The organism is Streptomyces sp. NPDC091649, from assembly GCF_044756785.1.
GTDB lineage: Bacteria > Actinomycetota > Actinomycetes > Streptomycetales > Streptomycetaceae > Streptomyces.
Genome location: NZ_JBIVTR010000009.1, coordinates 59,574 through 83,414 on the forward strand (window position 1 = coordinate 59,574; position 23,841 = coordinate 83,414).

A 23,841-nucleotide genomic window follows, 5' to 3' on the forward strand; every position below is an offset into this window, starting at 1 on the left:
CTCCCCGCTCCCCCTCCTCCAGCGTCCTCAGGAAGCCTGGCCGCCGGTCTCGTCGAGCAGCTTGCGGTACCAGTCGCGGAGTTGGTCGCCACCGCGGGACCGCCAGTCCGACACGGCCTGCTGCATGTCGCTGACCTTCTTGCGGCCTCGCACGATGTCCTTCTCCAGATCCTCGAACTGGCTGCTGAGCTCGGCCCAGCGGTTCGGCTCCTGCACCTGCATGCCGTAGAACAGCGGCCTGGTGACGAACGCGCCCATGCGCTGCTGCCAGCGGACCATCCCCTCCGCGACGTCGGGGTGGTTGGGGTAGGCGAAGAACTGCTGGGGGCTCGCCACGTACTCGTAGGTGGCGAAGACCTCGTTGTTGCCGGCCTCGGTCTTCGTGATCGCGTCGCCCTGGACCGTGTGGTGGACTCCTTCGACGCCGTACGCCTTGAGCCTCTGCTCCTTGGTGCCGTAGGGGGCCGCTGTGAAGTTGGCGAGGGCGAGGACGTCGAGCACCGTCTTCTCGTCGGCGTTCTTGTTGACGAAGGCCCAGATGTTGGAGGGCGAACCCGCGAAGAGCCGGGGGTCGCCGCCGTCGTGGTGGAAGTAGTCCATGGCGGCCATCGCGAAGTCGGGCTTGTCCTCCCGCTGGACGACCGTCTTGCCGTACCAGTCGGAGATGTCCGCGTTGTACATCCAGACCTGGCCTGCGGTGAAGAGGTTGCCGAGGTCGCCGCTCTCCGCCTTGGCGTCCGGGTGCACGAGACCGGCGGAATACAGCGAGCGGGACCAGTCGAGGGCTTCGAGGTATTCGGTGGTCTCGATGCGGTGGACCAGCTTGTCGTCGACGAGTTTCCAGCATGTGGGCTTCTCGTCGAGCACGCCGAAGAACTTGTACGCCGCCCAGGTCATGTCGCCGCAGCCCCAGACCTTGTTCCGGGCCGAGGTGATCTCCTTGGCGAGGTCGAAGAACTCCTGAGTGGTGGTGGGCGCCTGGTATCCCTTCGCCTCGAAGAGGTCGGACCGGTAGAAGGGCGCGATGTTGGGGATGTCGCTGGCCGGCATGGGAAGGCCGCGGAGTTTGCCGCCGAAGACGGCCCGCTGCCAGGCGTTGGTCGGGATGGCCGCCAGGTTCGGGTAGTCCTTGACCTTGTCCCCGGACAGATACGGGCCCAGATCGGCGAACTTGTTGTTCACGGCGCTGGGAATCTTCCCGCCGAGCTCCCACGCCGGGACCACCACGACGTCCGGTATGGAGCTGGAGGCGAGCACGGCTCCGAGTTTCTGGCCGTAGGTGTTGCCGTCCTGGTTCTGCCAGTCCACCTTGACGCCGATGGCCTCGTCCATCGCGGACCAGTAGCGGTTTCCGGCCTTGGGCGACGTCCCCCAGAGCGGTGCCATGACCGTGACCGTGCTGCCCTTGCCCAGCTTCTCGGGCACGGAGACGGCGAGCCGCGAAGCCGCCAGGACGGTGGTGAAGCCCAGGGCCGAACCGTTCTCGCTCGGCAGGTCCGGCTTCACGACCTCGGAGCCGACGAACGTCGGCAGGATGCCCTGGAGCTTCTTTCCGGTGGTGGCGCCCTCGGTCCGCTCCTCGGACGAACCGCTGCACGCGCTCAGCAACGGCGCGCCGCCGGCCACGGCGATCGCCGCGACCGCGGTGGAACCGAGGAATGTTCTCCGGCTTGGAGCCTTGGTGTCGGGCATGGCTTTGCCCCTTTCTTCATGCGGCGGCCTGCGGGCGTTCCAGAGCGGTCGCGCGCATGAGAGTCGGCGGGTGAGGCTGAGCTGAAATGCCGAAGCAGCGGCGGCACCGGACTGACCAGTCGAAGCGCTTCGATGTTGCAGCGAGGTTAAGTGAGGATGGCAAGCCATTCAAGAGTTCCCGTGGAATTCTTTGGTTTCTCTTCGATGCTGATGCACACGAGCACACCGGGCGGACAACAAGGGGCGCCCGGTACGCACGCGGCGCGTCTTGACACCCTCACCTTGCCGCCCTCAGCATCGAAGCGCTTCGAGTCAGTGTCAACGCGTTGAGCGCTCACCTTTGGGGAACCCTGTGACCGACATCCCGCCCTTCAAAGACGCCACCCTCCCTCTCGACGCGCGCGTCGACGACCTGCTCGCGAGGCTCACGCTCGACGAGCGGATCGCGATGCTGCATCAGTTCGCCCCCGCCGTCGAACGCCTGGGGATCGGCGCGTTCCGGACCGGACAGGAGGCGCTGCACGGGGTCGCGTGGATGGGGCCGGCCACGGTCTTCCCCCAGGCCGTCGGGCTGGGGGCCACCTGGAACGAGGACCTGGTGCGCCGCGTGGGGGAAGCCGTAGGCGAGGAGACCCGTGCCATGCGGGCCGCGGACCCGCGGGTCGGCCTCAATGTCTGGGCCCCCACCGTCAACCTGCTGCGGCACCCGCTGTGGGGCCGTAACGAGGAGGGGTACTCGGAGGACCCCCGGCTCACCTCGGCCATCGCCGTCGCCTACACCCGCGGACTGAGCGGCGATCATCCGGTCTACCGGCGCACGGCCCCCGTGCTCAAGCACTGGCTCGCGCACAACAACGAGACCGGCCGGGACACCTGCTCCTCCTCGGTCCGCCCCCGCGTCCTGCACGAGTACGACCTCCGCGCCTTCCGCCCCGCCGTCGAGGCGGGCGCGGTGGCCGGTGTCATGCCGTCCTACAACCTCGTCAACGGAAGGCCGAACCACCTCTCCCCGCTTCTGCGGGAACACCTGCGCACCTGGACGGACCAGCCGCTCGTGGTGTGCTCCGATGCGGGCGCGCCCTCCAACCTCGTCGACTCCGAGCACTACTACGACACCCATGAGGAGGCCACGGCCGCCGCGCTGCGGGCCGGGGTGGACAGCTTCACCGACCACGGCCAGGACCCCTCCGTCATCGTCGGCCGGGTCCGCGGCGCACTGGAGCGCGGCCTCGTGGACGAGGCGGTCATCGACGACGCGGTGGGCCGGCTCCTGTGGATGCGCTTCTCCCTCGGGGAGTTCGACGCGGAGACCGACCCCTACGCCGACGGGGCGTTCGACACCCCGGAACACCAGGCACTCGCCCGGGAGGCCGCGGAGCAGGCCATCGTCCTGCTCAAGAACGACGGCCTGCTGCCGCTGGCCGAGGGCGCCCGGATCGCGGTGGTCGGCCTGCTCGCCGACGAATGCAAGCTCGACTGGTACAGCGGAACGCTCATCCGCCGGTCCACCCCCCTGGACGGTCTGCGCGCACGCTTCGGCGCGGACGCCGTCACCTACGCGGAGGGCGCCGACCGGGTGCGCCTGCGGACGGGGGCCGGCTGGGTGTGCGTGCCCTCCTCGTCCGGCCCCGCCGCGGTACGGGGCGAGGAGGGCACGCTCGACCCGGCGCTGCTCAAGGGGCGTACCGATGTACCGCCGCTCACCCATGGCGCCGACCCGACGGAATTCGCCATGGTGGAGTGGGGCGAAGGGCTGTTCACCTTCCGCGCCCCCGACGGCGCCTATCTGTCCGTCGCCGAGGACGGGTTGGTACGGGCTTCCGCCGAGCAGCCCGGAGGGTGGGTGGTCCAGGAGCTGTTCCGGCTGGAGGAACACGGAGCGGGTCACCTCCTCGCGCACACCGGTACGGGCCAGTACCTCACGGTCGCCGCCGACGGCCTGAAGGTTGCCGCCGACGGCGATGTCTTCGAGATCGTGGTCGTCGGCCGGGGAGCCGACGAGGTCGCGGCGGCCGCCGCGGACGCCGACGTCGTCGTCGTCATCGCCGGCAACGACCCCCACATCAACGGCCGTGAGACCGAGGACCGCGCCACGCTGAGCCTGCCCGACCACCAGAGGAGGCTGTGGCGTGCGGCCCGGACCGCGAACCCCCGCACGGCTCTCGTCCTCGTCTCGTCGTACCCGTACGCCGTGCCGGAAGCGGCCGCGTCCCTGCCCGCGCTGCTGTGGACGGCACACGGCGGTCAGGCGGCGGGCACCGCTCTCGCCCGTGTGCTGGCCGGTGACGTCTCTCCGGCGGGGCGGCTGCCGCAGACCTGGTACGCCTCCGACGCCGATCTGCCGGACCTGCTGGACTACGACGTCATCGGCAGCCGCCAGACCTATCTTTACTACGAAGGCGCCCCGCTCTATCCGTTCGGCCACGGTCTGTCGTACGCCTCCTTCGCCTACGAGGGCCTCTCGGTCGCCCGGACGCGGGACACGGTCCACCTGTCCTTCACCGTCGCCAACGGCGGCACGCTCACGGCGGACGAGGTCGCGCAGGTGTACGTCCGGGCCGCCGGGTCGTCCGTGCCCCGGCCGCTGCGGCAGCTCGCCGCTCACCGCAGGGTGCGACTGGCCCCGGGGGAAGAGCTGCGCCTGCGATGCGAGGTGCCCGTGGCCGACCTCGGCTTCTGGGACGTCGCCCGGGGCCGGTGGACGGTCGACACGGGCAGGTACGCCTTCCTCGTCGGGGCTTCCAGCGCGGACATCCGGCTGACGGCCGACCTCCTGATCGAGGGCGAGGAACTCGCTCCGCGCGCCGTGCGGGAGAACGGCCTGAACGCCGCGGACTACGACGAGCAGCGCGGTACCGTCATCGTGGACCACACCAAGGAGTCCTCGGACGCGGTGACGACCGCCGGCGACGCCGCGGGCGAACTCCTCTTCCGCCGCTGCGACTTCGGCACCGGTGTCCTGACCGCGTCGGCCGAGATGTCGGCGGACGGGCCCGGCACGGTCGAACTGCTGCTGGCCGACGGAACGCCGCTGGCGTCGTACGCACCGACCGCCGACGGCCCCTACGCCTACGCGACGGCCGGCGCGGGGGTCTCCCTCGCCGGGGTGCACGACCTCCACGTCAGGCTGCGCGGGCCGGTCCGGCTGGCACGGCTCTCCTTCAGCGGCTGAGAAGCCGCGCGCGAAACAGCCCGGCGCCGGGTTCCCCTCGGCGCCGGGCTTCGTCGTGCGCCGCCACCCGCGGGAGCGGTCCCGGGCCGGCAAGCGCCCGGCGGTGCGGTGCCTCAGGCGCGAGCACCGGCGGGCGCCGCCCCGGCACAGGGGCAGCCCCGGCGGCACCGGCGGCCCCCGGCCCCGGCGGGCGGGGCCGATGCCGCCGGGGCGTGGTGCCCGACCGCCGGGGCGGTGCGGCCCCGCCGGAACACGGGAGTTTGGTCAAACGTCCACGACGATCTCACCTGCGCCCTCGGCGGACGCGCCGCCGACGACCTCCACGCGGTAGGGGCGGTCGGTCCCCTCGGCCCACACCCGGAGCCGCCCCTCCTCCCGCGCCACGTGGTAGACGGCCGCCGTCCGGCCGGCGAGGTCGGGCACGGAGATCGTGCGGGGATGCGCCGGCCGGCCGTCAGCCGGGTGAATGCGCAGAGTCAGCCCGTCCAGCCAGTCGGCGTCCGGCCGCTGCTCGTCCGCGCCGAGGGGCAGCACCGCCCCGGGACGTACGAACAGGGGCAGGCCGTCGAAGCCGTACCGCTCCCGCCGCCACACCGGGCCGGTCGCCGTCTCCCCGGTCAGCAGATGCGTCCACGTCCCCTGCGGCAGGTAGTACTCCACCTCGCCGTCCGCGGTGAAGACCGGGGCGACGAGCAGGTCGGGGCCGAGCATGTACTGCCGGTCCACGGTCCGGCAGGCAGGGTCCTCGGGGAACTCCAAGAGCATGGGACGCATCATGGGGACGCCGGTGAGATGGGCGTCGACGGCCGCCCCGTACAGGTAGGGCATCAGCCGGTGCTTGAGCCGGGTGAACTGTCGCGTGATCGCGACGGCCTCCTCGCCGAACTCCCACGGCACCCGGTAGGAGACGTTGCCGTGCAGCCGGCTGTGCGAGGAGAGCAGGCCGAAGGCGAGCCAGCGCTTGAAGACGTCCGGGTCGGGGGTTCCCTCGAAGCCGCCGATGTCGTGACTCCAGAAGCCGAAGCCGCTGAGGGAGAGGGAGAGACCGCCGCGCAGGGACTCAGCCATGGCTTCGAAGGAGGCGAAGCAGTCGCCGCCCCAGTGGACGGGGAACTTCTGGCCTCCGACGGTCGCGGAGCGGGCGAACAGCACGGCCTCACCGGCGCCTCGCTCCTCCTCCAGGAGGTCGAAGACGGTCCGGTTGTAGAGCTGGGCGTAGTAGTTGTGCATGCGCTCGGGGTCGGAGCCGTCGTGCCAGACGACGTCGGTGGGGATCCGCTCGCCGAAGTCGGTCTTGAAGCAGTCGACGCCCTGGGCGAGCAGCGGGCGCAGCTTGTCCTGGAACCAGGCGCGGGCCTCGGGGTTGGTGAAGTCGACCAGGGCCATGCCGGGCTGCCACAGGTCCCACTGCCACACGTCGCCGTTCGGTCGCCGCACCAGGTATCCGCGCGCCGCCCCCTCGGCGAACAGGGTCGACTTCTGGGCGATGTACGGGTTGATCCAGACGCTGATCCTGAGGCCCCGCGCCTTCAGCCGGGCGAGCATGCCCTGCGGGTCGGGGAAGGTCCCGGGGTCCCACTGGAAGTCCGACCACTGGTACTCGCGCATCCAGAAGCAGTCGAAGTGGAAGACGGAGAGCGGGATATCGCGTTCGGCCATCCCGTCGACGAAGGAGGCGACGGTGTCCTCGTCGTAGGCGGTGCAGAAGGACGTCGTCAGCCACAGGCCGAACGACCACGCCGGCGGCAGCGCGGGGCGGCCGGTGAGCGCGGTGTAGCGGGTGAGGACCTCCTTCGGGGTGGGACCGGCGACCACGTAGTACTCGAGTGTCTGGTCCTCGACACTGAACTGGGTGTGCCCGACCGACTCGGAGCCGACCTCGAAGGAGACCCGCCCGGGGTGGTTGACGAGGACGCCGTAGCCGCGCGAGGAGAGGTAGAAGGGGACGTTCTTGTACGCCTGTTCGCTGCTGGTGCCGCCGTCGGCCTGCCAGATGTCGACGTTCTGGCCGTTCTTGACGAAAGGGGTGAAGCGCTCGCCGAGGCCGTAGATCTGTTCGCCCACACCGAGGGCGAGCTGGACGGCCATGTGGTGGGCGCCGTCGGGGGTGGTGACGAAGCCGGTGCCCCTGCGGCCGGCCGTGGTGAGCGGGCGGCCCTCGCCGTCCACGAAATCCAGGGTCCACGGCTGCGCGGTGTCCAGGCGCAGGGTGAGCGGTCCGCTGGTCAGTTCGACGAGGTCGCCCTCACGTCGTGTCCGGCCGGCGCCGGCGCCGGTCTCCGCACCCTCCAGCTCGAAGTCGGGGCCGGGATGGACCTTCCCCTCGTGGTGCGTGACCCGTACGCCGATGACCCCTTCCGACGGGGAGAAGCACTCGACGGTGATCAGGGGCGTATTGAGGGTGGCACCGCGATGCCGCACGCGCTGGACGGCCGCGTAGGCCGTGATGTGGTCGTCGCTGACGTGGAGGTCACGCACTTCGGTGGCGAGCGAGGCGTGGACGCCGTCGCGCATGAGCCAGAAGCCGTCGGTGAATTTCATCGGGTTCTCGCGTTCCTTGGGGGAGGTGGTACGTGGATCAGGTGGAGGGGCGGGGCGGGGCGGGCCTGATCGGGTACGGCCCCGGCCCGCTCGAAGGAGGCGGCGTCCACGGCGGGCCGGGACGGTCCGGCGCCCGCCCCGGCGCCGCTCGCTGATTCCGGGCGGCACCGCGGCACCGTCCGAGGTCCGTACGGGGGTCGTCGCTGGTGCCACACCCGGTACGGCCGCGCTCGTGGCCGCCGGCCTGGCCCCCGGCGTCATCGCAGAGGGCACGGCGACGCCGGCGACTGCCTGGGTGAAACCCCGTGCCACAGGTACCGACATGTCGCACAGAACCTCCTCAAGTCGAATCGCTTCGATGAGTTTCTTCATGATGCAGAATCGCCACCTTCACAGCAATGGCCAGGCTGGTCAAGGCTCCTTGAAGTCGCAGGTCGACCGAATCAAGAGGGGCCACCTCCGGCAGTTAGCGACGAGCACTATTCAGTCGAAGCGCTTCACACTCCGCACTTCCCACTCCCTCGGTCGACGATGCGGTCCGGCCCCGGGAGGACAGATCCGCGGCGCGGACCTCGGAGAGCCGGGCACCGCCGTCCCGGTCAGCACCGCCAGACTTCCGTCGCGAACAGGCACGGCCCCCGGAGAGGCCGGTGTCGGGGGCGCCGGGAGGGGGTAGCCCGGCCTCGGGGAAACGGGGCGGAAGTAGCGGGGGCAGTGATGAGTCGCAGGACCGTGGACAAGGGCTGTCTGGGACTCGGGCTGGTCTTCCTGCCCTTCGGCCTGGGGCTCGGGTACGTGGTGGTGATGGCCGCCTGGCGGCTCGCACGCTTCCTCTGGACCACGGGCGGGCCCCTGCTCGCCGAGGGCGATCCGAAGGCGTGGACGGCCCTCGGCATGGTCCTCTTCTTCGTCGCGTTGGTGGTCTTCTTTCATTGCGACGCAGGCCGGGACGGCCCAAACCCCCGGCCTGGCCGGGCGGTCCACCAGGGAGAGGACTGGTACTGGGAGCCCGATCCGATCGAGTACCCGCCGAAGCCCCAGAACGATTGGCGGCGCCCGCCCTCCCTCTGGTGACCCGGCGTCCCGGAAAGGGCCGCCTGCGATCCCTCGCCCTGTCCCGTGACGGGCGTTTCGTACTCGCCGGGGCCGGTGAGGGGACCGCTACAGCTCCGGCTCCGGCTCCGCAGCTGATCCGGCCGCGCTCGGCCGATCCATTCGGTAGAGGTAGTGGGCACGGTCGTCGACAGGGTTGTCCGGCTCCAGGTCTCCCTCGGCGACCCGGCGCAGTCCGGCCTTCTCCAGCACCCGCCAGGACGCTCGGTTGGCCGTCGGCACCGGTACCAGGACACACGGCGCGTGGGGGTGGTCGTTCCAGGTCGCCTGGATGACCGATCGGATCATCTGTGGGCCGAGCCCCCGGCCGACCTGCCGGGGCTCACCGATCAGGTAGTCGATGGTCATGGCCCCGGGAGGCACCTCGACCAGGGTGGCGAGCTCAGCCAGATATTCGGGGTAGTCGGACAGACGGCAACGCTGCACCAGGCCGATCGGGTTGCCGCCGAGGTGGACGAGAAGGTCCTCCGAGGGCTCCTCGCCCCTGGCGGCGGGGCCGAAGTCCCGTGACACCGCATCGAGCGAGGTCTCATGGTTCCACCAACGGGCCACGTGCGGCTGCTCCAACCAGGACCTCAGCAACGGGAAGTCGTGCTCAGCGAGCCGACGCCAGGTCATCATCGGGAAGCCTCCACAGCGGGACAGGGAGCCGGGGGCCGAAGCCTTACAGCCATCAGCCCGGACGGCAAGGTTCAGACTCCGCGGTGCCGCTGGTGTTTCGCCGCTGCCTCCCGAAGGCACGCCGTGATCCGCCGGACAGCGCCTGTCCTGGGACCCCGCGGTCCCGTACGGGCCCGGGCTCCCGTCCCGGAGTGCGGGAGCCTCTCGTCTAGCTTTGCCTCACGCCCCCAGAACGGCGGAGGGCGCGAGGGCTGGAGGAACCCGTGCGGGGCAGCTTTTCCGATGGACTCTTCACGCGGATGGCGCACGATACGCATCCGGTGGACCTCATGTGCCTCTACCTGCTGCACGGCTCGGTCGAACGGATCCCCGGTCTGTCGGCCGATCGGGAGACGCTGTCCTTCGGGCACCTGAGTGAGCAGGTCCGTGACGCGGACCATTGGAACCATGACACCGCTGACACGTTCTCGCTCGCCATCAGGAGAAGGGGCCACGGGCGGTTGTACGGACCGGAGTTCAGGATCTCCCTCATCGCCGGCGAGCCCTGGTCCGACGCGGTGATGCCGTTCGGTGCCACGGTCGAGAGCCCCCGGTTCATGCACCACTTTCTCTGACTGACCCTCTTCCCCGCTCCCGGCCCGCCTCGGCCGCGTCGCCGACTTGACGCCGGGTTCCCCGGTCGGCTCAGGCTTGGCCGGCGGTGGGGCGGACGATGATCTCGCTGACATCGACCTCGGCGGGCTGGTCGATGGCGAACGCGATGGCCGTGCCGATGGACGAGGCCGGGATGGCGACGCTGCGGAACGTACGCATCTCCTCGCGGCCCACCGGGTCGGAGATGGACTCCGCCAGTTCGGATTCGGTGACGCCGGGGCAGACGGTGGTGACACGGATGTCGCCGCCGACTTCCTGCCGCAGCCCCTCGGAGATGGCCCATACGGCGTGCTTGGTCGCGCAGTAGACGGCCGCTGTCGGGGAGACCTGGTGAGCGCCGATGGAGGCGACGTTGACGAACTGGCCGTGCTGCTGGGCCTGCATGACCGGCAGCGCGGCGGCGATGCCGTGCAGCACGCCGCGGATGTTCACGTCGATCATGCGGTTCCACTCGTTGAGCCGGAGTGCCTCCAGCTTGGACAGCGGCATCACACCGGCGTTGTTGACCATGACATCGACGCGGCCGTGCCTGCCGCGGGCGGCGTCGACGAAGGCCCGCACCTGTTCGGCGTCGGTCACATCCAGCGGGTGGTACTGGACGCTGCCGCCGAACGCCCGGATGTCGTCGGCGAGTTCCTTGAGCCGTTCGGTGCGGCGGGCGCCGAGCACGACGTGGTGGCCTCGTTCGGCGAGCAGTCTGGCGGTCGCCTCGCCGATGCCGCTGCTGGCGCCGGTGACGAGCACGACCTTCGGTTCGGTGGGTGTGGTCATGGAGAAAAGCTCCTTCGGAGTGGTGGCCGCCGACATGGCGGGGCGGGGCGCACGAGCGGCGGTGGAATCGGGAGTTCGTGCCGGGCGACAGGGGCTTCGCGGTCCCGTGCGGGAGACCCGCCCAGCGTCCTGCCGGACCGGCGGTGACGGCTCAGGCCACCCGCGATCGCGCCCGGATCATGCTCGGGCTCCCCGCCCGGCGCGCGGGTCGTCCTCGCGGTAGAGCACGAGGTGCTCGTGGAAGAGAACGCCGTCACGGACGTCGCCGGTGGCGGTGAAGCCCGTGTCGTCGACGTAGTCGAGGTGGCTGCCGGTGACGGTGTAACGACCGGTGTAGGCGCGGGGACGGTTGCCCCGGGCCTCGTCGTAACGGCCGTTCGGCAGTAGTTCCTGGCGGATGAAGCCGTCCGCGGTCACCCACATCCCGACGTACGTCTGTGGACCGTGAGATATGTCGTCGCTGGTCATGGCTCCACCCTCGCCCCTGCGGCGGGAGGCGGCCAGGTCGCCGTCCTCCCGGGTGGGGGCGTCCTGGGTGCGGTGCACCCCCCGTCCACGGGGTTCCTGCACGCCGACCACCGTCCCGCCGCGTGAGCGGATCGTCCGGAGGTCGCTACCGGGTGGGAACGCCCCGGAGCGCACCGCGGCACGGGCGCCGGGACACCGGCCCCGCCCCGTCGCGCGCGGCCCGTACGCTCTTCCGGGCGGACGACACCGTCAGCCCCGCCGCCTGCACACTGCCCGCTGCCCACTGCCGCAAGAGGCTGTGGCGCGGGTCACAGGAACGGGCACAGGGCCGCGGAGAGATAACGGGTGTGAGGGAACCACCAGAATCGAAGGCTCCGGAGAATCCCCGGGGCACCGACGGCTCCATGGGCGCCAAAGCCCCCGAGACCGCGGAGAACGAGCTGCGCCGACGCCTGCACGCGGGGGACCGCGAGGCTTTCGCCGAGTTGTACGAGAGCTGCGCCCAGGCCGTCTACCGTCACGCGCTGCGGCTGACAGGTGACTGGTCGACTGCCGAGGACGTCATGGCGGACACCTTCCTGGCCGCCTGGCAGGGCAGAGAGCGGTTGGAGGAGGGGCGGGGCTCCGCGCTGCCCTGGCTCCTCGGCATCGCCACGCACAAGTGTGAGAACACCCGGCGGGGGCTGCGGCGGCGGTTGGTCTTCCTGGCCCGTCAGCCACCGCCCGCCGCCGTGGCGGACTTCTCGGCGGAGGCAGCGTCCCGGCTGGACGACCGGAGTCGTCTGCGCGCCGTCTCGGCGGCCCTCGGACAACTGCGTCGCCGGGAGAGGGAAGTGCTCTCCCTGTGCGTGTGGTCCGGACTGGACTACGAGCAGACCGCCGAGGCGCTCGGCATCCCGGTGGGCACGGTGCGCTCCCGCCTCTCCCGCGCTCGCAGCAGACTCGCCCGGATCGCGGAGCAGACGGAACGCGCGGAGCAGACGCAACGCGCGGAACGTGCGCAACGTCCGCGAAGAAACCCGGAACCCGCGAGAGTCCACGGAGAGGTAAGGAATACAGCCGCGATCGCGGCCCAGCCCGTGCGGGAGGAAACCCCATGAACCGCGAAGACGCCGCCTCTCCTGACAACAGGGACGACGACGAAGCCCGGCACCTGGCCCGGATGCTTCCCCCTCCGGTGACCGAGGACCTGTCGCCCGAGCGATTCCGTCACCAGAAGGAACTCTTGATGAACCACATCGACGCCGACGCCCGTCGTGACAGTCAGGCTCAGCCCACCGCCCGACCCACCCGCCGACTCCTGCGCCCCGCCCTTCTCGTCCCCGTGTCGGCGATGGCACTGGCCGGAATCCTCGCGGGCGGTCTCGCCCTCGGCACGGACAACAAGGACGACAAAGCCCGGACGACGACGGCGACGGCCACCCGGGGCACGGACGGCCTTCTCCACCGCCTCTCGACGGTCGCCCTCACGAGTGAGGCGCCCGTCGTACGGGACGACCAGTTCCTCTACACCCGTTCCAAGGTCCGGGAGGCCGAAATCGGCAGCGGCAAGGCCGTACTGAGCCCGCTGACCGAGAAGGAGGGCTGGGCGCCGCAGGACCCGCGCCCCCTCAAAAGGATCGGGCTGACCCGGGTCGATGGCAAGGACGAGGTCAGTAACGCCCCGCTCGGGGACGACAACGGCACCCCCGCCGGACTGTCCCGCCCCACCTACCACTGGCTCGCCTCGCTGCCCACCGACCCGGACGAACTCCTCGCCTACCTCCGTACGCACGTCCGGAAGGACGCCGAACGGGAAACCGACCAGATCGTCTTCGAGCAGATCGGGGTCCTGCTCGGCGGGGTGCTGCCGCCGAAGACGGCCGCGGCCCTCTACCGGGCGGCGGCGAACATCCCGGGCGTCGAGGAGGCGCCGGACGCCAAGGACGCCATAGGCCGCACGGGCCTCGGCATCGCCCGCGAGGACACCGAGCACGGCAACCGCACCGAGTGGGTCTTCGACAAGGAGGACTACTCCTTCCTCGGCTCCCGCGCGTACCGGACGAAGGACGCCCCGTACGCGAAGGCCGGGACCCTCCTCTCCAGCACCGCCGAGATCGAGCACGCCATCGTCGACGAGGCCGGGCAGGTCCCGGGCAAGGCAGCACCCGAGTCCACCGGGAAGCAGCAGGCCGGCTGATCACTCCGCGCGTCTGTGGAAGAGGCGCGCGGAGGGGCAGCAGCGGCGGGAGGCCGAGGCGCCGAGGACCGGGAAGGCGCCGTGGTGTGACGGCGCCATGGCCGGAGGGCGCCACGGCTACGTCCGGAAGGTCATCCGGAAGGCCCCGGACGCGCCCCGGTGTCATCGACGTACTCGGTCCGGCTCCCGGAGACCGCGGCTTCTGCCGGGCGGGCCCGTGGAGTCGCGGTGGGCGAGGTCCGGCGACGCACTGTGCGGCCTCGCCGGAACTGCGGGTCGCCCGCTGTCCGGTGCGGCGGTGGGCCCGGCACCGGGACGAGGACCGGGGGCCCGCAGGACGCCGACCACCGCCGCGGAGCGGGCCCTCAGGTGGCCCGTCCCGGCGAGTGGTCCTGGTGTCCGGGCCGGGGGGTCGCCGCCAGGGAGCCGAGCAGGCGGAGCGCTTCCGCAGTCCGGGTGCCCTCCTGCGCGTGGTAGACGATCAGCTGCTGGCCGGGAGCCGACCGCACGTCGAAGGTCTGCATGCGCAGCGTGAGTTCGCCCACGTCGGGATGCAGCAGGACCTTCGCGGCGTCGCTCTTGCCCCGTGCGTCTCGTCTGTGCCAGAGGTCGGCGAACTCGCGGCTGCCCTCCGAGGCCGTCCTCAGTACGTCCTGGATCCTCGGGTCGTTCGGCCGGGCGCCCTCCAGGAAGCGGAACCCCGCGACCGCGTTGGCCGCTGCCTTGTCCCAGTCCGCGTGGAAGGAGCGGGCCGACGGGTCGAGGAACATCGCGAGCAGCAGGTTCGCGCCGGGTTCGAGGTGAGGGAAGACGGCCCGCCCCAGCGTGTTCACGGCCAGGACGTCGTAAGCCCGCCCCAGGAGCAGGGCCGGCGTACGGTCCCACAGTTCGGCCAGGGCCAGCAGCTGGGGGTCGGCTCGCTCGGCGCCGCCCTCCTGACGCGGGGCCGGGGTCATGCCCGCGACCCGGTACAGGTGCAGCCGGCCGTCGTTGTCCAGCAGCAGTGCGTCGCTCAGGGCGTCCAGGACCTGCGTCGACGGGCGCCGCTCACGGCCCTGCTCCAGTCGCAGGTAGTAGTCGACGCTGATGCGGGCCAGCATCGCGACTTCCTCCCGGCGCAGACCGGGGACGCGCCGCCGCCCGTCCTGGGGCAGACCGACGTCGGACGGCGTCACTCGCGCGCGCCGGCCCTGCAGGTAGTCGCCCAGTTTCGAGGTCGTCATACAAGGCAGGTTAGGCTCCTGCGCGGATGCGAGCCTGGTCCCACTGCTCCCAGGGTCGGCCCGGCCCTCCGGTCCTCCGCCGCGTCGCACCGTGTCGAGGCGTCCGAGCCCCGCGCCCCTGCGCCGCGCACCGGGGTCCAGGCGCATAGGGTGCTGGCATGTCACTGGGTCACATAGTCCTCTCGTCCGGCCGTTCGATCCGGCTCACCGAGCTACGGATGTCTTCGACCTACGGAGGGATGCTGGAGGGCTACCCGTGCAAGCGCGTCAACGACCGCAGGGTCAGCTGGCTCCAGCGACAGGCCGAGCGGGAGTTTCCGTCCACACCGGTCCACCTTGTTCCGCCCACGCGTGAGTACCCGGACGAGACGGTCGGCACCTTCGGCCCCGTCGAGGTGCTGCCTTCCGTGGCCTGCGTCGGTGTCTTCGAGTCCACGGCCCTCGACCCGGCCATGGATGGTTCCTCCCTCGTCGTCGCCTGGTTGCAGTCGGCGCCGGAGGTGCCGACGGGCGAGAACGCGGACCCTGCGCTCCGCGGCATTCGTTGGGAGGAGCTGGCCCGGGACTACGAGCTGTAGCGACGTGTATGGATCACGGCGACGGACCCCCGGCGGCGCAGGTGGGCGCGGTGCTTGCGGGAGGCGTACGCCTGGCCGGCCCGCACCCGGTCAAGGTGGACGCGCGGCCGGCGCGGTGGGAGACGGGGCACGTGCACTTTCTCCGGCACCGTCTCGGAGCGCGGCGAGTCCCCCTGCTGTCCTGCCGTCACCAGACTGGCGCCGGGGAAGGATCGGCTGCGAGGTGCCGTTCCCGCTGTATCCCCGGCACAGGTCGTAGGCCCGGCTTCCCGGTCCGAGTCCGTACTCGACAGGAACGTCCCGCCATGGAATCCCGGTACGGGGAAGTGCCTTCGCAGGCGATCCCGCCACCCGCGAAGGCACTCCCCCGTCGGTGCGCCGGGCTACGGCGCGTCCGTGAGGCTCTCCGTCGCGACGCTCATGTGCAGCCGACGGGTGTGGTCGACCGTTCGCACCGGCCCTGTCAGCGTGACCCGCGCCGTGAGGCGAACGTCGGTGCTCGACGCGCTCAGCAGCAGGTCGAGATCGCCCGGCTCGACGATCCGGTGGCCGTCGCGTCCCGTGAAGGACGCGAGGTCCGCCGGGACCGTCATCCGCACCCTGGCCGCGCGTCCGGGATCCAGGCCGAGGCGTGCGTACCCGATGAGGCGCCGCACCGGCTGGACCACGGAGGCGACCGGGTCGTGCAGATACACCTGAACCACTTCGGTCCCCTCCCGCGCACCCGTGTTGCGGACGGTGCAGGAGAGCGTGAACTCCCCGTCCGTGGACGCCCGCCCCTGCTCCACGACGAGGTCGCTCCACTCGAAGGCGGTGTACGTCAGACCGTGGCCGAATCCGTACGCCGGGGTGGGGTCGACACTGGACACGTCGCTGGAGTGGCCCAGCCGTGCCGCCAGGTAGGTGGAGGGCTGGGAGCCCGGGTGGCGCGGCACGCTGACGGGCAGTCGGCCGGACGGTTCGGTGCGGCCGCTGAGCACCGAGGCGATGGCCCTCGTTCCCTCCTCGCCGGGGAAGAACGACTGCACGACCGCGGCTGCCTCGTCCGCCGCCCGCCCGAGGGCGTAGGGGCGTCCGGCGAGCAGGGTGACGACGACGGGGGCGCCCGCGTCGAGGAGGGCGTCGAGCAGTTGTTGCTGGACACCGGGGAGCGCCAGGTTCTCCGCGTCGCAGCCCTCCCCGCTCGTCCCCCGCCCGAAGAGGCCGGCCCGGTCGCCGAGTGCGACGATCACGAGGTCGGCGCTCCTGGCCAGTTCGACGGCCTCGCCGAAGCCGCCGGTGTCCGGGCCGTCGATGTCCGCACCTCGCGCGGAGAGGATCTCGCTGTCGGGGAACTCCGCCGCACATGCCTCGCGCAGGGTGGGGAGTTCGATGCCGAGCGGGGTCCCGGGGTACTGGCCTCCGACGTGGACGGGAAAGGCGTAGCAGCCGAGGACGGCCGTCGGGGTGTCGGCGTTGGGCCCGATGAGGGCGATACGGGCGGGGGCTCCGCCGGCCGTGTCCGCCGCCAGGGGCAGGGTGCCGTCGTTGCGCAGGAGGACGACGGCCTGTTCGGCGACGCGGCGGGCGAGCGCGCGGTTCTCGTCGGTGTCGAGACGGACCGTCCCGCGCAGCGCCTCCGAGTCCCCGCCCTCGGAGCCGTCCGTACCCGCGGCTCCGGTGAGCGCCGCCGGCACCGGCCGCCAGTCCGCGTCCAGAAGCCCCAACCGGGCTTTCTGGGCCAGCACTCGGCGTGCCGCACGGTCCACCAGCGCCTCCGGTACGAGGCCCTCGGCGATCGCGTCGGCCAGCGGGCCGCCGAACGTCTTGACGGTCGGGAGTTCCACGTCCACGCCCGCGCCGAGTGCGGCGCCGGCCGCTTCCCCGAAGGTCCCCGCCACGCCGTGCAGCGTCTTCAGGAACGCGATGCCGAAGTAGTCGGCGACCACGGTCCCCTCGAAGCCCCAGGTGTCGCGGAGCAGGCCGGTCAGCAGCGGTCCGTCGGCCGCGGAGGGGATTCCGTCGGTGTCCGTGTAGGCGTGCATGACGGACCGTACGCCGCTTTCGCGTACGGCCATCTCGAACGGGGGCAGGATGATGTCGGCCCGCTCCCGCGTGCCCATGCCGACGGGGGCGAGATTGCGGCCCGCCCGGGAGGCGGAGTACCCGGCGAAGTGCTTGAGCGTGGCGACGATCCCGGCCGACTCCAGTCCCCGCACATAGGCGGTGGCGACCGTTCCCACCAGGTACGGGTCCTCGCCGATCGTCTCCTCGACACGGCCCCAGCGTGCGTCGCGTACGACGTCGAGGACGGGGGCGAGCCCCTGGTGCACGCCCACGGAGCGCAGGTCGCGGCCGATCGCGGCGGCCATCTCGCGGACCAGCTCCGGGTGGAAGGTGGCGCCCCAGGACAGTGGCACCGGGTAGGCGGTCGCGCCCCAGGCGGCGAAGCCCGCGAGGCATTCCTCGTGGGCGAGCGCCGGTATGCCGAAGCGGTTCGCTCCGGCGACGCGCTCCTGGGTGCGCGCCAGCGAGAGGGCGCCCACGGCAGGGTCGACGGGGGCCGTTCCGAACGGGCGGGTCAGCTGGCCGAGTCCGTGCGGAAGAAGGTCGTCGAGGGCGACGGCCTCCTCCATGTCGTGCTGGAACGGCGCGACTTCGGCGCCTTCGTCGGAGGCGCCCACCCAGACGCCGAAGAGCTGGGAGACCTTCTCCTGGAGGGTCATGGCGGCGATCAGGGCGTCGGCCCTGGCCTCGGGGGTGAGGGTGGGGTCGCGCCAGGGCCCGGTGCGGTGGTCCGTGGCGTCGGACACCGGTGCCCGGCAGCCGGTGTCCTCGGCGGGTGTCTGCACGCCGGTGTTGCCGATGTTGGCGATGTTGGCGGTCACTTTCCTCCTACTCCCATCAGCCCCTGTACCAGGGCGCGGCGAGCGAACAGATAGACGATCAGGATGGGGAGCATGGACAGGACGACCGCGGCGAGCAGGCCGGGGGTGTTGACCCCGTGCTCCGTCTGGAAGTCGTAGAGCCCCAGGGTGATCACCTTGGTCTCCGCCGACTGCGTCAGTACGAGGGGGAACAGGAAGCCGTTCCACGCCTGGAGCGCGGAGAAGACCACGATCGTCGAGAGCCCGCTCCTGGACAACGGCAGCACCAGCTGGAAGAAGACCCGTCGGGGCGAGGCGCCGTCCATCGTCATCGCCTCGTACAGATCGGGGGTGATGTCCCGCATCACCCCCGTCAGGATCAGGGCGCACACCGGCATGGCGAAGGCCGCCGTCGGCAGGATGACGCCGATGAGGTTGTCGTAGAGACCGGCCTCGCTGATGACGAAGAACATCGGGACGATGACCGCCTGCGAGGGGATCGCCAGGCCCAGGAGGAACAGCCGGAAGACCGTGGTGGTGGCGCGCCCCCGGCTCCTGACGATGGTGTACGCCAGCGGCGGGACGAGGAGCAGCACGATGCCCACCACGCACACGGTGACGATGACGGTGTTGAGGAAGTACTGCGCGAAGCCGCTGTTGAGGTCGTCGATGTAGTTGTCGAGCGTGAAGTGCTCGGGAAAGGACAGCGGGCCGTTCGCCGCGTAGTCGGAGCGCGTCTGGAACGTGGCGATGAGCATCACGTACAGCGGCAGCCCCACCACGAGGAGCCAGACCAGGGAGCCGAAACCGGCGAAGTGGTTGGGACGGCTCTTCCTCACAGTCCCTCCATGGTGCTGCGCATCTTGTCGTAGCCCGAGAGCCGCACCACGATCAGCGAGATGACCGTGGAGACGAGGACCAGGAGGAGGGCGATGGCGGAAGCCCCTCCGTAGTCGAAGCTCTTGAACGCCTTCTGGTACATGTAGTACGCGCTGATGGTGGTGTCGCTTCCCGGTCCGCCCTGGGTCAGGATGAGCACGGTGTCGAAGGTCGTGAGTCCGCCGACCACCATCAGGATCATCGAGGTGATGATCGCGTTGCGCAGCTGCGGCAGCGTGATGTGGAAGAACTGCCGCACCGTGCCCGCGCCGTCGATCTGCGCCGCCTGGTAGAGGACCTGCGGCACCGCGCGCGCCGCGCCCTGGTAGATCAGCGTGTGCAGGGGGGTGAACTGCCAGGTGCTGACGAAGACCAGGACGCCGATCGCGGTGGCCTGCTTCCCGAACAGGTTGCCGTCGCCGAAGAGCCAGGTGGCCTGCGCGGGGACGCCCATGTTGGGGTCGAGGACGGCGCGCCACAGCACGGACACGGCCGCGACGGACAGCAGCATCGGGACGAAGTAGACGGCGGACAGAACGGCCCGGTTGCGCTGGTGTCCCGCCGCCCAGACCCCGAGCAGGATGCTCAGCGGTGTCTGGACGGCGACCCCGAGCACGGTGAGCAGGACGCTCAGCCACAGGCTCTTGATCATGACGGGGTCGTCGAGGAGCTTCCTCCAGTTGTCGAGGCCCGCGAATTCCGGGTCGCTCAGACCGTCCCAGCTGGCGAAGGAGAGTACGGCGACCATGATGAGCGGGACGAGGGCGAAGAGGCCGAAGAAGACGGCGGCGGGGACCGCCCAGAGAAATCCCGGGCGGCCCGCTCCGATGCCGGACGAGCCGTTCTTCTTGGCCGTCTCGCCGTCCGGGGAAGGGGCTGCGGTTCGGGTCATGTCGTGTGTTCCGGGTCCGGATCTGGGTGGGCTCACGAGGTCGGCAGTGCCTGCATGGCCTTGATGAAGGCGTCCTCGTCCATCGAGCCGTTGAAGAACTGCTGGAGGGACTGGTACATCGCGGTGGCCGCCGACTGCGGGTACGCCTGGTCCCAGGAGAGCTGGAACGCCGGGGCCGCCTTGACCATGTCGTACTGGAACTTCGCGAACCCGGGGCTGGCGGCGGTGTCCAGGAAGCCTTCGGTGTTCGTCGTGGTCGGCAGGTTGCCGATGGCGAGCTGCGCCTTGACGAACTGGTCCGAGTACATGAGTTTCAGGAATTCGGCGGCGGCCTGCGGGTGCTTCGTCTTCTTCAGCACGGAGTAGAAGTTGTTGGTGTTGCCGACGACGTTCGCCTGGTCGCCCTTGCCGCCTTCGACGGAGGGGAAGGCGCTGTATCCGAGGTCGTTCTTCGCGAACTCGGGGTGCGCGTCCTGCTGCGTCGAGTACTCCCACGAGCCCATCAGCTCGAAGCCGGCCCGGCCGGTCGCCAGGAGCGTGGGGGAGCCCTGGTCGGTGAACTTCACCGAGTCGTAGTTGGTGCCGAACGCTCCGGCGTCCACCAGTTCCCTGATCTTGCCCAGCGCCTTCCTGCTGTCCGGGCTCGCCCAGGCGTCCCGGTCGCCGTCGAGGGCCCTCTGGAAGAGTTCCGGGCCGGCGATACGGTCGTACAGGTACTCGAACCACATCAGCGTCGGCCACCGGTCGCCGCCGCCCAGCGCGATCGGGGTGACGCCGTCGGCCTTCAGCGCCTTGACCGCCGCCAGCAGGTCGTCCCAGGTTTTCGGGGGTTCGACGCCCGCCTTCTTGAGGACCTTGCCGTTGCTGAACAGCAGGACGGGCTGGGTGCCGCGCATGGGGACCCCGTAGGACGTGCCGTCGACCACCGCGCTGTTGAACACGGACGGCAGGAACTTCGCCTTGAGTTCGGGGGTTTCGGCTATGAAGGGATCCAGCGGCAGTAGCAGGCCGGCGTCGACGAAGGGCTTGATGCTGCCGCCGCCCCAGTTGAAGAAGACGTCCGGCGCCTGCTTGCTGTTGATGATCGTCTGGAGCTTGGCCTGGTAGTCGGCGCCCGGGATCGTATCCAGGACGGCCTTGACCTTCGACGTCTTGTTGAAGGTGGCGACGATCTCCTTCTCCACCTTGTTCGCCGCGTCCCCGTAGACGAGGACGTGGAGGGTGTCGCCGCCGGCCGCGTCCGAGTCCCCTCCGCATCCGGACAGGGACAGCACCAGGGCCAGTGCGGCACCACCGACGACAACGGTCCGCGAGAACCGTGCGCGTTGCTTCATCGGCACACCTTTCGAAACTTTTTCGATCCGATAACCGAAACTTCCTGAGTCGGGACGCTAGAACCCCTCACCCAGGGGGTCAACCCTCGGTCGTGGCGTTATCAAAGCGTTACGCCTGGGCGTCGGCCCTCCCGTGCTTTATGCTCCTGGCCATGCGCGAAGACGAGAGAATGGGCCGCATCACCCTGGCTCAGGTGGCCGAGCAGGCCGGCGTCTCCATTTCGACAGTTTCGAAAGTGCTCAACGGGCGGCAGGACGTGGCGACCCCCACGCGGGTCAAGGTCGAGCGCCTGCTGGAGACCCATGCGTACCGGCGCACCACACGGTCCGCCAGTGAGACGCCGCTCATCGAGATCGTGTTCCACGAGCTGGAGAGCATCTGGGCGATGGAGCTGATCCGGGGGGTGGAGAACGTCGCGAAGACCCACGGCGCCGGGGTCGTCCTCACTGAGAGCGGAACCCGCCACTCGCCCGGCCCCGACTGGATGGAGGCCATGCTCCAACGTCGGCCGCTCGGCGTCGTCCTGGTCTTCTCGACGCTGCCCGACGCGGTGAAACAGCAGCTCAGGGCGCGCTCGATCCCCTGCGTCATCATCGACCCGGCGGGCGACCCCGACCCCGACGTGCCCTCGGTCGGCTCGGCCAACTGGAACGGCGGACTGGCCGCCACCCGCCACCTCATCGAGTGCGGGCACCGGCGCATCGGTGTCATCACCGGACCCGAGGACATGCTCTGCTCCCGCGCCCGGCTCGACGGCTACCGGTCGGCGATGGCCATGGCAGGGCTGGAGGTGGACCCCGGCCTCATCCTGTTCGGCGACTTCCACGTGGAGGGCGGATACGACCGCGCCGCCGAGATGCTGTCCCACCCCCAGCGGCCCACCGCGATCTTCGCGGGCAGCGACCTCCAGGCACTCGGCGTGCTGGAGGCCGCCCGGGTGCGGGGCCTGCGCGTCCCCCACGACCTCTCGGTGGTCGGCTACGACGACGTGCCCGTCGCCCGTTGGGCCAGCCCGGCCCTGACCACGGTCCACCAGCCGCTGCGCCAGATGGCGGAGGAGGCCGCGCAGATGCTGATGCGACTGCGGGCGCGGGAACCGGTGGCCACACGGCTGGAGCTGGCCACGAGTCTGGTCGTACGCAAGAGCACGGCGCCGCCGCCCGGGAGCTGAGCGGCATTTCGTCGGGCGCCGAGGACGCGGTGGCGTGCGTTGTCCGGGGATCGCGACCCGAGCACCGGACTGTCGCGGCCCGAGCGCGGGACTGCGACAGCCCGGGCGCCCCTCATGCCTCCCGCTCACTTCGACGACGGACGCGTCAAGGGGCTCCGGCGGCGTGATGTCTCGCCAGGTCTCCGCGAGCCGGGGGTACGGAGACCGAGGTGCCGCCCCCGGTCGTCGAGTGCCGAGGTGGCGGGCGGGGCTCCGGTCGTCCGGAGCCCCGCCCGCGTTCGGTCCGTCGGTCAGCCGGTGGGGAAGGAGTCGGGGGTGCTGATGCGGTTCTTGAGCAGCGCCCCCGATTCGGTCAGCACACCGCTGCTGCTGTAGTCACCGCCGTTGCAGGTGCCCGGCCGGAACGCCGCGCTGCTCTCGTCGGCGTCGGAGTAGGTCCAGTTCGCGTAGCCGATCTTCAACTGGTCGAGCAGGTCCAGCCAGGCCGTCGTGCTCGCCCGGTCCATCGCTCCCCCGCCGGTGGCGCTCACCGTGCCGAACTCGGTGACGAAGAGCGGCAGTCGGGAAGCCGCGCGGCTCAGTGTGGCGCGGTAGGAGTCCTTGTGACTCGCGGCGTAGAAGTGGAAGGCGTACATGATGTTGTCCGCCCTGACGGGGTTGTCGACGACCTCGCTCTCGTTGGAGCCGTCCGAGACGCCCAGGGAGGACCAGCCGCGGGTGCCGACGATGATGACGGCGTCCGGATCAGCGGCCCGGATCACCGGGATGACCTGCTCGGCGTAGTTCTTGATGGCCGTCCAGCTCACTCCGTTGGGCTCGTTGGCGATCTCGTAGATCACGTGTTTCTTGTCGGCGTTGCGGGCCGCGACGGACGCGAAGAACGTCTTGGCCCGGTCGAGGTTGTGGTTCGGGTCGCCCGGCGTCAGGGTGTGGAAATCGATCATGGCGTACATGCCACGCGCCTCGGCCATGTCGACGAGGCCGTTCACCCGGCTGGTGAAGCCCGCCGGGTCGGTCTCGTAGCCGCCCTCCTGGACGTACATGGCCACGCGCAGCAGGTCCGACTTCCAGTCCTTCGCCAGCGCGTCCACGGACGCGGTGTTGTAGCACTTGCTGAACCACTGGATGCCGTGGGTGCTCATGCCCCGCAGCTGTACGGGGCGGTCGTACTGGTTGCACAGGTGCACGCCGCAGACGTGGAGCTCGCCGTTGACGTCCACGGGGGTGCCGGTGCCCGGGAGGGGCGGGTCGACGGGCGGGGGCTCCTCCACGGAACCCGTACAGGCGACGCCGTTGAGTGTGAACGCCGTGGGCTTCGGGTTGGCGCCCGTGAAGGAGCCCACCATCCCCAGATCGGCCGGCGCACCGGTGGACAGGGTGCGGTTCCAGTCGACGCCCACCGCTGAGACCGCGGAACCGGACTGCGACCAGGTGGCGTTCCAGCCCTGGACGAGTCGCTGCCCCGCGTCGGGCATCGTGAACTTCAGGGCCCATCCGGTGATGGGTTCGCCCAGGTTGGTGACCTTCACTCCGGCCTGGAAACCCCCCTCCCACTGGCTGGTGACCGTGTAGTCCACCTTGCATCCGGTGGCAGCCGCCGCTGGGGGGCTGAGCAGGACGGTGGGGGCGAGGATCATGGCGCAGGCGGCCAGTAGAGCCAGAAGACGTTTCACAGTGATTCCCCTTTTCGGAGCAGGACGGGCCGC

18 protein-coding genes are annotated in these 23,841 nt (G+C 70.5%); 7 read left to right on the forward strand and 11 right to left on the reverse strand.

Going from position 1 to position 23,841, the window contains the following annotated elements; all coding sequences use genetic code 11:
- Window positions 1–27: 27 nt before the first annotated feature.
- The gene (locus ACIQMU_RS17395; RefSeq protein ID WP_402689146.1) at window positions 28–1,692 is read right to left on the reverse strand and encodes an extracellular solute-binding protein; all 1,665 of its coding nucleotides are present in this window, start codon (window positions 1,690–1,692) and stop codon (window positions 28–30) included.
- 352 nt (window positions 1,693–2,044) lie between these two features.
- On the opposite strand from ACIQMU_RS17395, the gene ACIQMU_RS17400 reads away from it, so the two are divergent.
- On the forward strand, window positions 2,045–4,864 hold the full coding sequence (locus ACIQMU_RS17400) for a glycoside hydrolase family 3 C-terminal domain-containing protein (RefSeq protein WP_352243011.1): 2,820 nt from the start codon (window positions 2,045–2,047) through the stop codon (window positions 4,862–4,864).
- A gap of 264 nt (window positions 4,865–5,128) precedes the next feature.
- Here the strand turns inward: ACIQMU_RS17400 and yicI are convergent, their stop codons facing one another.
- On the reverse strand, window positions 5,129–7,405 hold the full coding sequence (yicI, locus tag ACIQMU_RS17405) for an alpha-xylosidase (RefSeq protein ID WP_352243012.1): 2,277 nt from the start codon (window positions 7,403–7,405) through the stop codon (window positions 5,129–5,131).
- Between the two features lie 717 nt (window positions 7,406–8,122).
- Between yicI and ACIQMU_RS17410 the strand changes: the two genes are divergently transcribed.
- Window positions 8,123–8,479: a hypothetical protein gene (locus tag ACIQMU_RS17410; protein WP_402689147.1), complete on the forward strand. Its 357-nt coding sequence runs from the start codon at window positions 8,123–8,125 to the stop codon at window positions 8,477–8,479.
- Window positions 8,480–8,566: 87 nt separating this feature from the next.
- Here ACIQMU_RS17410 and ACIQMU_RS17415 read toward each other — a convergent pair whose 3' ends face one another.
- The gene (locus tag ACIQMU_RS17415) at window positions 8,567–9,139 is read right to left on the reverse strand and encodes a GNAT family N-acetyltransferase (protein WP_402689148.1); all 573 of its coding nucleotides are present in this window, start codon (window positions 9,137–9,139) and stop codon (window positions 8,567–8,569) included.
- A gap of 263 nt (window positions 9,140–9,402) precedes the next feature.
- Here ACIQMU_RS17415 and ACIQMU_RS17420 point away from each other — a divergent pair, with 263 nt between their 5' ends.
- Window positions 9,403–9,753: a hypothetical protein gene (locus ACIQMU_RS17420; RefSeq protein ID WP_352243015.1), complete on the forward strand. Its 351-nt coding sequence runs from the start codon at window positions 9,403–9,405 to the stop codon at window positions 9,751–9,753.
- A 70-nt stretch (window positions 9,754–9,823) separates the two neighbouring features.
- Here the strand turns inward: ACIQMU_RS17420 and ACIQMU_RS17425 are convergent, their stop codons facing one another.
- Both ACIQMU_RS17425 and ACIQMU_RS17430 read right to left on the reverse strand, forming a co-directional pair.
- Window positions 9,824–10,564 carry an SDR family oxidoreductase gene (locus tag ACIQMU_RS17425; RefSeq protein ID WP_352243016.1) on the reverse strand — a complete coding sequence of 247 codons (741 nt, stop codon included), beginning with the start codon at window positions 10,562–10,564 and terminating at the stop codon, window positions 9,824–9,826.
- Window positions 10,565–10,741: 177 nt separating this feature from the next.
- The gene (locus tag ACIQMU_RS17430) at window positions 10,742–11,032 is read right to left on the reverse strand and encodes an Atu4866 domain-containing protein (RefSeq protein WP_352243049.1); all 291 of its coding nucleotides are present in this window, start codon (window positions 11,030–11,032) and stop codon (window positions 10,742–10,744) included.
- Between the two features lie 404 nt (window positions 11,033–11,436).
- Between ACIQMU_RS17430 and ACIQMU_RS17435 the strand changes: the two genes are divergently transcribed.
- Window positions 11,437–12,132, forward strand: coding sequence for an RNA polymerase sigma factor (locus ACIQMU_RS17435; RefSeq protein ID WP_402689149.1), 696 nt, complete (start codon window positions 11,437–11,439; stop codon window positions 12,130–12,132).
- Complete coding sequence (locus tag ACIQMU_RS17440; protein WP_402689150.1) at window positions 12,129–13,211, forward strand: CU044_5270 family protein; 1,083 nt, start codon at window positions 12,129–12,131, stop codon at window positions 13,209–13,211. The genes ACIQMU_RS17435 and ACIQMU_RS17440 overlap by 4 nt, the downstream gene beginning before the upstream one ends.
- Before the next feature lie 365 nt (window positions 13,212–13,576).
- Here ACIQMU_RS17440 and ACIQMU_RS17445 read toward each other — a convergent pair whose 3' ends face one another.
- The gene (locus ACIQMU_RS17445; RefSeq protein ID WP_352243019.1) at window positions 13,577–14,434 is read right to left on the reverse strand and encodes a helix-turn-helix domain-containing protein; all 858 of its coding nucleotides are present in this window, start codon (window positions 14,432–14,434) and stop codon (window positions 13,577–13,579) included.
- A gap of 158 nt (window positions 14,435–14,592) precedes the next feature.
- Here ACIQMU_RS17445 and ACIQMU_RS17450 point away from each other — a divergent pair, with 158 nt between their 5' ends.
- A complete protein-coding gene (locus tag ACIQMU_RS17450; RefSeq protein ID WP_352243020.1) occupies window positions 14,593–15,012 on the forward strand; it encodes a hypothetical protein in 420 nt (139 codons plus the stop codon).
- A gap of 383 nt (window positions 15,013–15,395) precedes the next feature.
- Here ACIQMU_RS17450 and ACIQMU_RS17455 read toward each other — a convergent pair whose 3' ends face one another.
- The 4 genes from ACIQMU_RS17455 to ACIQMU_RS17470 all read right to left on the reverse strand — a co-directional run bounded on the left by ACIQMU_RS17455 (window position 15,396) and on the right by ACIQMU_RS17470 (window position 20,963).
- Window positions 15,396–17,717 carry a glycoside hydrolase family 3 N-terminal domain-containing protein gene (locus tag ACIQMU_RS17455; protein ID WP_402689215.1) on the reverse strand — a complete coding sequence of 774 codons (2,322 nt, stop codon included), beginning with the start codon at window positions 17,715–17,717 and terminating at the stop codon, window positions 15,396–15,398.
- A 158-nt stretch (window positions 17,718–17,875) separates the two neighbouring features.
- Window positions 17,876–18,697 (reverse strand): carbohydrate ABC transporter permease, encoded by an 822-nt coding sequence (locus ACIQMU_RS17460; RefSeq protein WP_352243022.1) that lies wholly within the window; start codon window positions 18,695–18,697, stop codon window positions 17,876–17,878.
- Entirely contained in the window at window positions 18,694–19,629 is a 936-nt protein-coding gene (locus tag ACIQMU_RS17465; RefSeq protein ID WP_352243023.1) for a sugar ABC transporter permease, read from the reverse strand. The genes ACIQMU_RS17460 and ACIQMU_RS17465 overlap by 4 nt, the downstream gene beginning before the upstream one ends.
- Before the next feature lie 32 nt (window positions 19,630–19,661).
- Entirely contained in the window at window positions 19,662–20,963 is a 1,302-nt protein-coding gene (locus ACIQMU_RS17470; RefSeq protein WP_402689151.1) for an ABC transporter substrate-binding protein, read from the reverse strand.
- Window positions 20,964–21,103: 140 nt separating this feature from the next.
- Between ACIQMU_RS17470 and ACIQMU_RS17475 the strand changes: the two genes are divergently transcribed.
- The gene (locus ACIQMU_RS17475; RefSeq protein WP_402689216.1) at window positions 21,104–22,135 is read left to right on the forward strand and encodes a LacI family DNA-binding transcriptional regulator; all 1,032 of its coding nucleotides are present in this window, start codon (window positions 21,104–21,106) and stop codon (window positions 22,133–22,135) included.
- 290 nt (window positions 22,136–22,425) lie between these two features.
- Here ACIQMU_RS17475 and ACIQMU_RS17480 read toward each other — a convergent pair whose 3' ends face one another.
- A complete protein-coding gene (locus ACIQMU_RS17480) occupies window positions 22,426–23,808 on the reverse strand; it encodes a cellulase family glycosylhydrolase (RefSeq protein ID WP_402689152.1) in 1,383 nt (460 codons plus the stop codon).
- Window positions 23,809–23,841: the final 33 nt, after the last annotated feature.

Excerpts from the sequence above, each read along its gene's own strand:
- ACIQMU_RS17450 (WP_352243020.1), top strand. The coding sequence starts at position 14,593 with ATGTCACTGGGTCACATAGTCCTCTCGTCCGGCCGTTCGATCCGGCTC.
- ACIQMU_RS17395 (WP_402689146.1), bottom strand. The coding sequence starts at position 1,692 with ATGCCCGACACCAAGGCTCCAAGCCGGAGAACATTCCTCGGTTCCACC.
- ACIQMU_RS17410 (WP_402689147.1), top strand. The coding sequence starts at position 8,123 with ATGAGTCGCAGGACCGTGGACAAGGGCTGTCTGGGACTCGGGCTGGTC.
- ACIQMU_RS17430 (WP_352243049.1), bottom strand. The coding sequence starts at position 11,032 with ATGACCAGCGACGACATATCTCACGGTCCACAGACGTACGTCGGGATG.
- ACIQMU_RS17425 (WP_352243016.1), bottom strand. The coding sequence starts at position 10,564 with ATGACCACACCCACCGAACCGAAGGTCGTGCTCGTCACCGGCGCCAGC.
- ACIQMU_RS17455 (WP_402689215.1), bottom strand. The coding sequence starts at position 17,717 with ATGACCCTCCAGGAGAAGGTCTCCCAGCTCTTCGGCGTCTGGGTGGGC.
- ACIQMU_RS17465 (WP_352243023.1), bottom strand. The coding sequence starts at position 19,629 with ATGACCCGAACCGCAGCCCCTTCCCCGGACGGCGAGACGGCCAAGAAG.
- ACIQMU_RS17440 (WP_402689150.1), top strand. The coding sequence starts at position 12,129 with ATGAACCGCGAAGACGCCGCCTCTCCTGACAACAGGGACGACGACGAA.
- ACIQMU_RS17445 (WP_352243019.1), bottom strand. The coding sequence starts at position 14,434 with ATGACGACCTCGAAACTGGGCGACTACCTGCAGGGCCGGCGCGCGCGA.
- ACIQMU_RS17470 (WP_402689151.1), bottom strand. The coding sequence starts at position 20,963 with ATGAAGCAACGCGCACGGTTCTCGCGGACCGTTGTCGTCGGTGGTGCC.
- yicI (WP_352243012.1), bottom strand. The coding sequence starts at position 7,405 with ATGAAATTCACCGACGGCTTCTGGCTCATGCGCGACGGCGTCCACGCC.
- ACIQMU_RS17435 (WP_402689149.1), top strand. The coding sequence starts at position 11,437 with ATGGGCGCCAAAGCCCCCGAGACCGCGGAGAACGAGCTGCGCCGACGC.
- ACIQMU_RS17415 (WP_402689148.1), bottom strand. The coding sequence starts at position 9,139 with ATGATGACCTGGCGTCGGCTCGCTGAGCACGACTTCCCGTTGCTGAGG.
- ACIQMU_RS17475 (WP_402689216.1), top strand. The coding sequence starts at position 21,104 with ATGCTCCTGGCCATGCGCGAAGACGAGAGAATGGGCCGCATCACCCTG.